9 protein-coding genes and 1 tRNA gene are annotated in these 12,048 nt (G+C 72.1%); 3 read left to right on the top strand and 7 right to left on the bottom strand.

The window, feature by feature from the left end:
* Positions 1-196: 196 nt before the first annotated feature.
* From QMQ26_RS22530 to QMQ26_RS22520, 3 genes are all read right to left on the bottom strand, one after another.
* Positions 197-2,212 carry a glycosyl hydrolase family 18 protein gene (locus tag QMQ26_RS22530; RefSeq protein ID WP_282202501.1) on the bottom strand — a complete coding sequence of 672 codons (2,016 nt, stop codon included), beginning with the start codon at positions 2,210-2,212 and terminating at the stop codon, positions 197-199.
* Positions 2,213-2,472: 260 nt separating this feature from the next.
* Positions 2,473-2,546: transfer RNA gene (locus QMQ26_RS22525), tRNA-Met, on the bottom strand.
* 57 nt (positions 2,547-2,603) lie between these two features.
* Complete coding sequence (locus tag QMQ26_RS22520; protein WP_282206593.1) at positions 2,604-5,567, bottom strand: UPF0182 family membrane protein; 2,964 nt, start codon at positions 5,565-5,567, stop codon at positions 2,604-2,606.
* A 164-nt stretch (positions 5,568-5,731) separates the two neighbouring features.
* Between QMQ26_RS22520 and QMQ26_RS22515 the strand changes: the two genes are divergently transcribed.
* Positions 5,732-6,292, top strand: coding sequence for a PPA1309 family protein (locus QMQ26_RS22515; RefSeq protein ID WP_100836433.1), 561 nt, complete (start codon positions 5,732-5,734; stop codon positions 6,290-6,292).
* A gap of 36 nt (positions 6,293-6,328) precedes the next feature.
* Here the strand turns inward: QMQ26_RS22515 and QMQ26_RS22510 are convergent, their stop codons facing one another.
* The 4 genes from QMQ26_RS22510 to QMQ26_RS22495 all read right to left on the bottom strand — a co-directional run bounded on the left by QMQ26_RS22510 (position 6,329) and on the right by QMQ26_RS22495 (position 9,446).
* The gene (locus QMQ26_RS22510) at positions 6,329-7,411 is read right to left on the bottom strand and encodes a YlbL family protein (protein WP_282202500.1); all 1,083 of its coding nucleotides are present in this window, start codon (positions 7,409-7,411) and stop codon (positions 6,329-6,331) included.
* A gap of 77 nt (positions 7,412-7,488) precedes the next feature.
* Positions 7,489-7,638 (bottom strand): hypothetical protein, encoded by a 150-nt coding sequence (locus QMQ26_RS22505; RefSeq protein WP_282206707.1) that lies wholly within the window; start codon positions 7,636-7,638, stop codon positions 7,489-7,491.
* A gap of 181 nt (positions 7,639-7,819) precedes the next feature.
* Positions 7,820-8,260 carry a molybdenum cofactor biosynthesis protein MoaE gene (locus QMQ26_RS22500; protein WP_282202499.1) on the bottom strand — a complete coding sequence of 147 codons (441 nt, stop codon included), beginning with the start codon at positions 8,258-8,260 and terminating at the stop codon, positions 7,820-7,822.
* 88 nt (positions 8,261-8,348) lie between these two features.
* The gene (locus QMQ26_RS22495; RefSeq protein ID WP_282202498.1) at positions 8,349-9,446 is read right to left on the bottom strand and encodes an NAD-dependent epimerase/dehydratase family protein; all 1,098 of its coding nucleotides are present in this window, start codon (positions 9,444-9,446) and stop codon (positions 8,349-8,351) included.
* Positions 9,447-9,687: 241 nt separating this feature from the next.
* Between QMQ26_RS22495 and QMQ26_RS22490 the strand changes: the two genes are divergently transcribed.
* Both QMQ26_RS22490 and QMQ26_RS22485 read left to right on the top strand, forming a co-directional pair.
* Positions 9,688-11,364 carry a zinc-dependent metalloprotease gene (locus QMQ26_RS22490; RefSeq protein ID WP_282202497.1) on the top strand — a complete coding sequence of 559 codons (1,677 nt, stop codon included), beginning with the start codon at positions 9,688-9,690 and terminating at the stop codon, positions 11,362-11,364.
* Positions 11,361-11,924, top strand: coding sequence for an NUDIX hydrolase (locus tag QMQ26_RS22485; RefSeq protein ID WP_282202496.1), 564 nt, complete (start codon positions 11,361-11,363; stop codon positions 11,922-11,924). The genes QMQ26_RS22490 and QMQ26_RS22485 overlap by 4 nt, the downstream gene beginning before the upstream one ends.
* Positions 11,925-12,048 lie beyond the last annotated feature (124 nt).

The raw sequence follows: 12,048 nt of genomic DNA, 5'->3' as shown, positions 1-12,048 counted from the left end.
CTGCTCCGTCCGTTTTGGCGGAGCGGGGCCGAAGCCCGGCGAGATCGCTTCGGCTCTTTGTCGATTTCCCGACACTGGGCCCCACAAACCCCGGCCACGCATCGTACCGGAGTCGATCAACTCCGCGCGCCCGCAAGGGGGAAGGCCCGGAGGACGGAATCCTCCGGGCCTTCCTTAAAAGGGTCTTGACGGAGCCTCAGCTGACGCTGAAGTCGTCGGCCTGGTAGGCACCCTGTCCGTACCAACCGTGGACCCAGACGGTCACCGAGGTGACCGAGGCACCGGTGGTGAACTTGGTGGACAGCTGCGTCCACGCGCTCCCGCCGGGGGTCCAGGTCGAGCTGTCCGCGCCGGAGCCGGTGACGCCCAGGTAGGTGTAGTTGCCCTTGACCCAGGCGGACAGCGTGTAGGTGGTGTTCGGCTTGACCGTGACGGTCTGCTGGCACTGCGCGGTGTCACCGGCGCTCGCGTTGCCCTGCAGGGCGTGGGAGCCGGTGTGCCCGCCGCTGACCACAGCGCCGCCCGAGCAGGTCCACGGGCTGAGCGCGCCGGACTCCAGGCCGGGGTTGGCCACGATCCCGCCGCCGGGCGGGGTCGGCGAGGAGGACGGGCTGGTCGACGGGCTGCTGGACGGCGAGGTCGAGGGGCTGGTGGAGGGGCTGGTGGACGGCGACGGCGACGGGGACTTCGACGGCGAGGCGCTGGCGCTGGCGCTGGCGCTCGGCGAGCCGGTCGGCGGGGCCGGGCAGGAGGCGGCCGAGCCACCGGTCGCGGTCATCAGCGGGTTGAGCAGCGCCGCGTTCGGGTCGTCGTAGAGCGAGAAGACGAACGATCCGCCGAGTCCGTTGCAGTGCGCGTAGTCCATCTTGGCCTGGATGGACTTGGCGTTCTCGCCGGACCAGAAGGTGGTGCCGTCGTAGAAGTACGCGGCCTGCGCGGCGGCGTCCCAGTAGGTGTAGCTCGGGTTGTCCACCGTCCCGAGCAGTTCCTTGTACATCCGCACGCCCGCGACGTTGCCGGAGTTCGGCGCGCCGGGGGCCGGGCCGCCGGCGGGCTGGAACAGGCCGTGGTTGGCGCCGGCCGCCACGCCGGTCCAGCCGCGGTAGTAGAGCGGGACGCCCATGTTCAGCTTGTTCGCCGGGAACCCGCCGGGGATGCCGTACGAGGAGTCGCCGACCGTGTACGCCTTGATCGCCTCGTCGATGGAGTACTTGGCGTTGCCCGGCGGCACGTTGTTCATCGGGTCGTTCGGGTTCTGGTAGACCGGCGTCTGGTGGTTGGTCGGGCCCTGGGCCTCCCAGCCGCCGTGCATGTCGTACGTCATCGGGTCCGCGAAGGTCAGGTACTGCCCGATCTTGTTGGTCTCGATGTTCTGGATCTTGTCCTGGCCGGCCGGCAGCGCCGCGCTCAGCGCGTAGGTCCTGCCGTCCGCGGTGCCCTGGGTGTTGAGCTCGCTGCGGAACTCGGCCAGCAGGGCGGTGAAGTTCTGCTTGTCGGCCGTCGAGGAGTGGTTGCCGGTGTGGCCGCCGCCGCCCGGGTACTCCCAGTCGATGTCGAAGCCGTCGAAGATGCCCTTGCCGGTGCCCGGGCCGCCGTAGCCGCCCTGGGCGGGCAGGTTGCCCTTGATGAACATGTCGACGCAGGAGGAGACCAGCTTCTTGCGCGAGGCGTCGGTGGCCGCCGCGTCGGAGAAGTACTTGGAGTACGTCCAGCCGCCGATCGACAGCAGCACCTTGAGCTTCGGGTACTTCGCCTTCAGCTCCTGGAGCTGGTGGAAGTTGCCGGCCAGCGGCTGGTTCCAGGTGTCGGTGGAGTTGTCGACGCTGTTGCCGTTGGCGAAGGTCTTGGCGTAGTCGGCGTAGTAGTCGCCCGCGCCGTCGCCGGCGTTCGGGTTGTTCTCGTCCTGGGAGGCCGCCGAGTTGGCCTCGAAGCAGGTCAGGTTGGTCGGGTCGATGTTGGCGAAGTCGTACAGCAGGTAGTCGAGCTTCCCGGCCATGCCGTTGGTGTCGACGTTCTTCAGGTAGTAGGCGTTCTGGTAGATCGACCACTGGTCGAAGTACGCGACCTTGATGCCGCCGCTGGTGGCGGGGGCCCCGGTGGTGTTGCCCGGTCCGGCGCTCGCGCTGGGGGCTCCCAGCAGTGAGACCGCCCCGGCGAGCAGCGTGGCGGCCGCGGCCGTGACGGCCCAGGCCCTGCGGTGGTGGCGATGCATGCGGATGTGCCTCTCTCCTGTCACGTGGGGATGCAGGAACGCCGTCCGACACCCGGTCGGGGAGAGCGGCAGACGGAGCCGGCACGTGATCAATTCCCGGTGCCGACAAAGGAGTTGCAACGCATCAAGGCGAGCGGTGGGGGCCGCCCGCCATGGGCATGACTCAGATTGGACTGGACCACATGGGGTGTCAATCGGCCCGACGCCCAAGGAATGGCAAAGGCCCGGAGGCTGATGCCTCCGGGCCTTTCGCCACTGAGTAGCGGGGACAGGATTTGAACCTGCGACCTCTGGGTTATGAGCCCAGCGAGCTACCGAGCTGCTCCACCCCGCGTCGGTGAAACCACTGTATCACGATCACGGGGTGGACCAACAAACCGGTTTCCGCAGCTCAGCCCGTCGGCGAGGCCGAGGGCGAGGCGGGCGGGGAGGCCGACGGCGAGGCGGCGGCCCCGCCGCCCGGCTGGGCCGGCGCGGTGGCGCCGGACGCCTTCTGCTCGGCGGCCATCGCGTCGCCGATGGCCTTCTTCAGCGCCTCCTGGGCCTTGCCGTACGCCGTCCAGTCGCCGCTCTTCAGCGCCGCCTGGCCGTCGTCGAAGGCCTTCTGCGCCGCGGTGAGCGCCTGCTGCACCTCCGGGCTGTCCGGCGTGCCGGGCGTGGTGGGCGTGGTCGGCGTCCCGGTGCCCGGGTTCTGCGGGTCGGCCGGGGCGGTCGGGGTGGTGGCCCCGTCGGCCGCGCCGCCGAGCACCTTGGCCAGCGCCTGGTCCAGGGTGTCCTCCAGCGCCACGTTGTGGTCGCCGTACACCGCCAGCACCTTCTTCAGCACCGGCACCTTGGCGCCGCGGGCCACCAGGTACACCGGCTCCACGTTGAGGATGCCGCCGCCGACCGGCAGGGTCAGCAGGTTGCCGTAGACCACGTCGGAGTCGGTGCCGCTGCGCAGCAGGGTCAGCTGGCGGGCCACCTCGGAGTCCGAGTTGAACTTCGCCTGGGTCAGCGCCGGGCCGAGCGCGCCCGAACCGGACGGCATCCGCAGGATTCGCAGCTTGCCGTAGCCCGGCCCCGGGTCGGCGTCCGCGGTCATGAACGCGGCCAGGTTCTTGCGGCCCGAGGGCACGAAGGAGGTGGTCAGCGAGAAGCTGGCCTCCTGGGCGTCCGGCATCCGCAGCGTCAGGTAGTACGGCGGCTGCACCTCGTGGGTGTTGGCCGTCGGGTCCTCCGGCACCTCCCAGATGTCGGTGCCGTTGAAGAACGCCGTGGCGTCCGTCATGTGGTACTGCCCGAGCAGGTCGCGCTGCACCTTGAACAGGTCCTGCGGGTAGCGCAGGTGCGGCAGCAGGGTGGCCGGGATGTCCGCCTTGGCCTTCACCGTGTCCGGGAACGCCTTCATCCAGGTCTTCAGCACCGGGTCGGCCTCGTCCCACTGGTAGAGCGTCACCTCGCCGGTGTACGCGTCCACGGTGGCCTTCACCGAGTTGCGGATGTAGTTGACCTGGTTGACGGCGGTCAGGGTGCGCCCGCGCTGGTCGGTCAGCGAGTCCTTGGTGGCGTCGCCGAAGGTGGTCTTGGACGAGAACGGGTACCCGTCCGAGGTGGTGTAGCCGTCCAGCACCCACACCAGTCGGCCGTTCTGCACCACCGGGTACGGGTCGGCGTCGATCGACAGCCACGGCGCGACCTTCTCGACCCGCTCCTTCGGGGTGCGGTCGTAGAGGATCTTCGCGTCGTCCTTGATCGCCCCCGAGTACAGGATCTGCGGCTCGGCGAACTTCAGCGCGTACGCGGCCCGGGTCAGCGGGTTGTTCAGCGAGACGCCGCTGCCGCCGCTGTACTGGGAGGTCTGGTCCGGCTGGCCGTCCCGGGTGTAGTCGATCTCGTCCAGGCCGGGCCCGACGACGGAGTACATCGTCGTCTTCTCGCCGTAGTAGACCCGCTGCTCGTAGCTGCCCATGCTGCCCTCGGCGGGCAGCGAGTGCTCGGTGTAGACCGGGTTGCCGTTCGAGTCGACCTGGTTGCCCTTGGCGGCGACCACGCCGTACCCGTGGGTGTACTTGAAGTGGTCGTTGATGAAGTTGTGCTGCTGGACGCCGGTCAGGTCCAGCTCGCGCACGCCCAGCACGGTGTCCTGGTCGCCGTAGCGGTCCACGTCCAGCGTCTTCGGGAACGCGTAGTAGTTGCGCAGCGCCTGGTTCTGCTGGAACGTCGGCGAGACCACGTTCGGGTCCAGCAGCCGGATGTCGGAGACGGTCTGCGCGTCCTTGGCGAGCGTGCCGGCGTCGGTGGAGTCGGTCGGCGCGTACTGCTGCTCGGCCACGTCCGCGATGCCGTACGCCTGCCGGGTCGCGTCGATGTTCTTCTGGATGTACGCGGTCTCCTTGGCCTGCTCGTTCGGCTTGACCTGGAACTGCTGCACCAGCGCCGGGTAGAGGCCGCCGACCAGGATCGCCGACAGCGCCATCAGCCCGAAGCCGATCAGCGCCGGTGCCCAGGTCCGCCGGATCGGGGTCAGGAAGAACAGCAGCGCGCAGATGACCGCGACGAAGAACAGGATCGTCTTGGCCGGCAGGAACGCGTTGGCGTCCACGTAGCGCAGGCCGGTCCAGCCGTCGACGTTCTTGTACGACTCGCTCTTCACCGCCAGCGCGTACCGGTCGAGCCAGTACGCGACCGCCTTCAGCAGCACGAACACGCCCAGCAGCACGGCCAGGTGGCCCTGCGCCCCGGCGCTCGCCCGCCGCCCGGGCCCCTGCAGCCGCAGGCCCCCGTACAGGTAGTGCACGGCGGTGGCCGCCAGCAGCGACACGATCACCGCGCTGAAGCCGAAGCCCAGCACGAACTCGTACCAGGGCAGCTTGAACGCGTAGTACGAGACGTCCTTGTGGAACTGGCCGTCCTTCACGCCGAACGCGGTGCCGTTGACCCACAGCATCCACGTCCGCCACTGCGCGCCCGCCGCGGCGCCGGCCGCCAGGCCGACCAGCAGCGACAGGCCGATCATCAGCCACTTGCGGAACGGCGCGATGCCCATCCGGTAGCGGTCCAGGCTCTGCTGCTCCACCGACATCGCCGCCAGCGGCGGCCGCAGCCGGTACGCCAGCCACAGGTTGAAGCCGACCACCAGCGCCATCAGCAGCCCGAAGACCGCGAACAGCCCGGCCTTGGCGCCCAGTTGCGCGGTGAACACCGAGCCGTAGCGCACCGAGTCGAACCACAGCCAGTCGGTCCACAGCCCCGCGAACAGCACGAACAGCACGAACAGCGCCGCCAGGACGCCCAACGTCAGCAGCAGCACCTTCGCCCGGCGCGACGGCGGCCCGACTCTCGCTCGGAAACCCGGACCGGAGCGGTCCGGCATCTGGAAGGTCAAGGCGCCACCTCAGCTGTCGTCGTTGGGAATGCCCGCTGCCGCACCGATAACCGGCAGCGGTCTCCCCATGCAACTTCATCAGTCTTTACCTGAGTTCCCGGTGGCTGCGTCGGAGTTGGAGACGGCCCCCCCGGACGTGTGAGGATGACCCCATGTCCGACTCCCCTGACCTGACCGCCGCCACCTCCGGCCCGCCCGCGGCCACCCCGCTCACCCGGGCCGCCCTGGAGATCGACGAGCACGCCGCGACCCTCGGCTGGGACCTCCCGGCCCGCCTGTTCGCCCTGGTCGACAACGCCCAGATGCTCAAGGCCAACCCGCGGCTCGCCTCGCAGCTCGGCCTGGACGACAACCCGACCGGGCTCACCCCGGTCGAGCAGGAGGAGATCCCCGCGGGCACCGAGCTCGACCGCTTCCTCGGCACCATCGCCTGGCCCGACGGCGTGGTCGGCTGCGCTCTGGTGGTCGAGCGCCTGATGCTCCCGCCCGGCGCCGAGGCCACCCGGCCGAAGAACGCCACCGAGAAGGAGATCAACGACTGGGTGGCCACCCACCCGCAGCGCCAGGAGGTCCGGATCACCGCGGCCGTGCTGCGCGACGGCGCCAAGGAGGTCGCGCTGCGGCTGCGCGAGAAGGACCTCGCGCGCGAGGTGCTCACCGGCCCCGAGCTCGTCCCCAACCTGACGGACGCCCTGCTCGCGACGTTCTCCTGACCGCCCGGGCCCCGCCGGGGCCCCCGTCAGGAACCCCTAACCGCATGTCGGCAGCGCGGTCCGGTCGCCGGCCCGGATGCTGTCCAGGGCCTTCACCGCGCCGTCCAGGTTCTCGACCTTGACCAGGGTGAGGCCGGACGGGGTGCCCTTGGTGGCCTCGGCGCAGTTGTCCGCGGGGGTGAAGAAGTACTCGGCGCCCTTGTCGCGGGCGGCGATCAGCTTCATCTGGATGCCGCCGATCGGGCCGACCGCGCCGTCGTCGTCGATGGTGCCGGTGCCCGCCACGAACGCGCCGCCGGTGAGGTCGGTGGGGGTGAGCTTGTCGACGATGCCGAGGGCGAACATCAGGCCGGCGCTGGGGCCGCCGACGTCCTGCAGGCCGATGTCGATCTTGAACGGGTAGACGTGGTCGACGCCGGGCGTGATCCCGACCACCGCCCGCTCCGGGCCGTCGTCCGCGGACTTGCCGGTGACGATCGGCACCTCGACCCGGTCCGCCGGGTCCGGCGTCGCACCGGCCTTGGCGTGCGGCACCACGGTGAAGACGGTGGTCTCGCCGGGCTTGTGCCTGGTCACCTGCGCGGCGACCTGGGCCTGGCTGGAGATGACCGTGCCGTCCACCGCGACGATCTGGTCGCCGGCGTGCAGCTTGCCCTCGGCGGGCCCGCCCGCGGCCACCGAGGAGACGATGATCTCGGTGCCGACCGGGATGTCCAGCTGCTTGAGGGCCGCGGTCTTGGCGCTGTCCTCGGAGGAGGCGAACTGCTCGGCGTTCTCCTGCTGGGCCTCCTGGTCGGTCTGGCCCTTCGGGTAGACGTTGTCGTGCGGGACGACCAGCACGTCGTCCCGCACCCAGCCGACGATCGCCGAGACCAGGCTGGGCTGGTACTTCGCGCCGGTGACCTGGACCGTGGTCATGTTGAGGTGGCCGCTGGTCGGGTAGGTCTCGTGGCCGGTGATGGTGATCACCGGGGTGCCGGTCTTGTCCTGCGTGCCGAGGGTGTTGTACGTCGGCCCCGGGCTCATCTCGGTGAACGGCACCTTGAACAGCACCGAGGCACAGAGCAGGCCTATCAGCAGCAGGGTGGCGGCGAGCATCGTCGACGATCGGCGTGGCATGGCACGACAGTACGGGAAGTGCGGTTCGGGGTGCACCGGCGGTCCGCGCCCGGCACCGCCGATCGGGGACGGGCCGGTCAGTCCCGGGCGCCGGTGCTGCGCTCCATCGCGGCGCGGAACCGCTCGTGCTCGGCGAGCGAGGTCGGATCGGTCATCGCACGGGGCGGCCGGGCCGCCCAGGTGGCCCAGACCGCGGCCAGCACCCCGGCCACCACAGGAATGCTCAACCAGGCGAGCACAGCCATTTTCGAACTCCCCACAGGCTCGTCAATGCGTATCAGCAGATTAGCCGCCTGCTGGGGGAACGGCGCGAGCGGCATCCGGGTTACGGGGCGGGGCCCGTTCTCCACCACACGGGGGTACCGCCGAACGGGGAACGAGCGCCACCCGGGGCCGGACACGGGGGCGTCAGCAGGAGCCGGCGCCGACCCACTCCTCCTCGCCGTCGGTGAAGACCTGGTGCTTCCAGATCGGCACCTCGTGCTTGAGGTCGTCGATCAGCCGCCGGGCCGCCGCGAACGCCTCGCCGCGGTGCGGGCAGGACACCGCGACGATCACCGCGACGTCGCCGATCCCCAGCCGGCCGGTGCGGTGCACCGCCGCCAGCGCCCGGACCGGGAAGTCCGCGCAGACCTTCTCGGCGATCCGGCGCAGCTCGCGCGCGGCGGTCGGGTGGGCGCTGTACTCCAGCGCGGCGACCGGCTTGCCGCCGTCGTGGTCGCGCACCGCGCCGACGAACAGGGTGGTGCCGCCGGCCGCGTCGTCGCCGACCGCGGCGTGCACCTCGTCCAGCGAGAGCGGGGTGTCACGGACGGCGAGCAGGCGGATCGGGTCGTGGTTCTCGGACATGCCCACCATCATTCCGCATCCCCGGCGAGCGGTCGCAAGGATTTTCGTATCACGATGCGGTAATTCCATGATGCGGAAAGATGGCGGCTCAGATCCGGCGCTGCCTGCGGGCCCGCCGGACCAGCGCGGCGGTGCCGATCAGCGCCACCGTGGCCCCGGCCGCGCCCAGGCTGGTGGCGGCCTCCTTGCCGCCGAGCCGGCGCCCGGCCACCGCGTGCTTGCCCGACACCTGGGCGAGCAGCTCGGCCAGCACCTCCTCGTTGCCGTACCGCGGCCGCCAGCCCGCCTCGTGCAGCCGGCTGCCGGACACCACCCACGGGTACATGGTGTACGCGAGGTCCCCGGCCGGGGCCGGGGTCAGGCCCAGCCGGTGCAGCCGGGCCGCGGTGCCCAGGGCCAGCGAGGCGGGCAGCTCCATCCGGCGGATGCCGGACAGCTCCTCCACGTCCTCCTGCTCCAGCCAGCCGTCGCAGCCGACCGTCACCTCGCCCTCCACCAGGCCGAGCGCCGCGTACTCCAGCGCCGAGGCCAGGTCGTCCAGGTGGCAGAACTGCCAGCACGGACGGGAGCCCGCCACCACCAGCAGCCGCGGCGCCTCGAAGTGCCGGGTCAGCACGGTGTCGATGCCGGGGCCGACCACCACGGCCGGGCGCAGCACGGTGACCTGCAGGCCCGGGTGGGCGCGCGGGGCGCGGCGGGCCAGGCGCTCGATCTCCAGCAGGTCGCCGACCAGCGAGGCCTCCTCGGTGGCCCGCAGCTCGGAGTCCTCGGCCAGCGGGACCTCGTTGTCGGGCAGCGCGCCGTAGACCATCGCGGAGGTGCACAGCACCACCCGGTGCACCCCGGCCGCCGCCGCGGCGGTCACCACGGTCTGCGCGCCGCGCACGTTGTAGGCACTGCGGGCCCGCGGGTCGGACTCCATGCCGAGGTCCATCGCCAGGTGGACCACCACGTCGACGCCGGACAGCCGCTCGGCCACCGCCGGGTCGCGCACGTCCAGCACCCGCCACTGCACACCGGGCACCTCGCCGCGCCGGTCGTCCACCGCCAGCACCCGGCGCACGTGCGGGGAGTCGACCAGCCGCCGCGCGACGCGCTCGCCGAGCACGCCCGCCGCGCCGGTGACCGCCACGGTCAGCGGCTTGCCGCCGTAGGCTGGAATCGGCGAACCGGCGTCGGCCGGCACACCCTCGCCCTCGGTCAGCCCAGAGCGAACGTCCGAAGGCGGGGAACTCACCGGCCATCCTCCACGGTTAGCTTAAGTGCGGACGTACGAGTGTCACGCACTCGACCATCCTGCCCGAGGCTCGGCCCCGGCGGTGCACCCGGCGCGGTCGCCGCGAGACCATTGAAACCGCTCGGAGCCCCCGGGCGGCAGACTTTCCCGCCACACCACCCGCGTGACGGCCGATCAGATCGAGGACCCCGTGAGCGACCTCCCCTTCGGATTCGGCGTTCCCCCCGAGGAGCCCGAGGACGGCGAGAACAAGGGCAAGAAGGACGGCGAGCAGGGCGACTCGACCCCGCAGCCGCCGTTCGGCTTCGGCAGCGGAAACCCCTTCGGGGCGCTGTTCGGCATGGGCGGCCCCGGCGGCGGCCAGGGCGGGGACAACCCGTTCGCCGCGATGATGGGCGGCTTCAACCCCAACGACCTCGGCGCGGCGTTCCAGCAGCTCGGGCAGATGCTCTCGTTCGAGGGCGGCCCGGTGAACTGGGACCTGGCCAAGAACATCGCCCGGCAGACCGTGGTCGCCGAGCAGCCCGAGGGGAGGACCAAGGACCGCTCGGTCGGCGCGGCCGAGCGCACCGCCGTCACCGAGGCCGTCCGGCTGGCCGACCTGTGGCTGGACTCCGCGACCGAGTTCCCGTCCACCTCCTCCGCGGCGGTGGCCTGGAGCCGCGCCGAGTGGATCGAGGCCACCCTGCCGGTCTGGAAGGACCTGGTCGACCCGGTCGCCGAGCGGGTCGGCAACGCCATGGGCGGCGTGCTGCCCGAGGAGATGCAGGCCGTGGCCGGGCCGCTGATGGGCATGATGCGCTCGATGGGCGGCGCCATGTTCGGCACCCAGATCGGGCAGGCGCTCGGCGCGCTGGCCGCCGAGGTGCTCGGCTCCACCGACGTCGGCCTGCCGCTGGCCCCCGCCGGGAAGGCCGCGCTGCTGCCGCAGAACATCGCCGAGTTCGGCGAGGGGCTGAACGTGCCGGCCGAGGAGGTCCGGCTCTACCTGGCCCTGCGCGAGGCCGCCCACCAGCGCCTGTTCGCCCACGTGCCGTGGCTGCGGGCGCACCTGTTCGGTGCCGTCGAGGCGTACGCGCGCGGCATCAAGGTCGACACCTCGCGGATGGAGGAGCTGGTCGGCCAGCTCGACCCGTCCAACCCCGAGGCCCTCCAGGAGGCGCTGGCCGGCGGCCTGCTCCAGCCCGAGGACACCCCCGCGCAGAAGGCCGCGCTGGCCCGGCTGGAGACCGCCCTCGCCCTGGTCGAGGGCTGGGTCGACGCCGTGGTGCACACCGCCGCCGCTCCGCACCTGCCGCACGCCGCCGCGCTGCGCGAGACGCTCCGCCGCCGCCGCGCCTCCGGCGGCCCCGCCGAGCAGACCTTCGCCACCCTGGTCGGCCTCGAACTGCGCCCGCGCCGCCTGCGCGACGCCTCCCGCCTCTGGGCCTCGCTCGCCGACGCCCGCGGCGTCGAGGGCCGCGACGCGCTGTGGAGCCACCCCGACATGCTGCCCACCGCCGCCGACCTGGACGACCCGGACGGCTTCGTGCACCGGGACACCGCGGCGGTGGCCGAGGGCGGCTTCGACTTCGACGCGCTGGACAAGCTGCTCGGCGAGGCGGCGGGCGGCGGGGCCGGCGCCGGCACCGGCACCGGCGCTGGGAAGGCGGACCTGCGCAAGGACAGCAAGGACGAGGACGGCGGGGCGGACGGGGCGGCGGACGAGTCCGCGGGGCAGCCCGCGGAGGACGCCCCGAAGGCTTCCCCGGACGACGCCGACGCCGCGGACGACGCCTCGGGCGATGCCCCGAGCGAGGACGGCAAGGGCGAGGACGGCAAGGGCGAGGACGGCGGCGAGCAGGGTCCGGAGGGCACCGCCAAGTGACCGCGCTGCACGCCGACGCCGTCCGCGTCCTCACCGACTGGGTGCCCGACGGCGCCGGGCAGGACGAACTGCGCCGCGACTACCTGGCCCACCTGGCCGACCGCCCCGACGGCATGTGGCGGGCCTGCCTGCCCGGGCACCTCACCGCCAGCGCGCTGGTGGTCGACCCGGACGGCGGGCGGGTGCTGCTCACCCTGCACCCGAAGGTCGGGTTGTGGCTGCAGATGGGCGGCCACTGCGAGCCCGGCGACGACACGCTGGCCGCGGCCGCGCTGCGCGAGGCGGTCGAGGAGTCCGGCATCGCCGGCCTGGCGCTGCTCGCCGTCGACGGCCGCCCCGCGCCCGTGAAGCTGGACCGGCACCGGGTGCGCTGCACCGGGAAGGACCGGCCGGAGAACACCCACCTCGACGTGCAGTACGTGGCGCTGGCCCCGGCCGGGGCGCGCGAGCTGATCAGCGAGGAGTCGCTGGACCTGCGCTGGTTCGGCTGGGACGAGCTGCCCGCCGACACCGACCGCTCGGTGCGCGACCTGGTCGCGCGGGCCCGCGCGCTGGTCTGACGCCCTCCCCGCACCGGCCCGGCGTCCTCCGCCGTCCCGTAGGCCCTCGATCGCCCCGGTGGGGCCGGTCGGGGGCCTCCGTGCCGCTCCCGGGCCGGGCCGGTGGCGCGACGGCCGGCGGAGC

The organism is Kitasatospora fiedleri, from assembly GCF_948472415.1.
Lineage (GTDB): Bacteria > Actinomycetota > Actinomycetes > Streptomycetales > Streptomycetaceae > Kitasatospora > Kitasatospora fiedleri.
The sequence above is the reverse complement of the archived record's forward strand: the minus strand, read 5'-3'. Positions and strand labels throughout refer to the sequence as shown.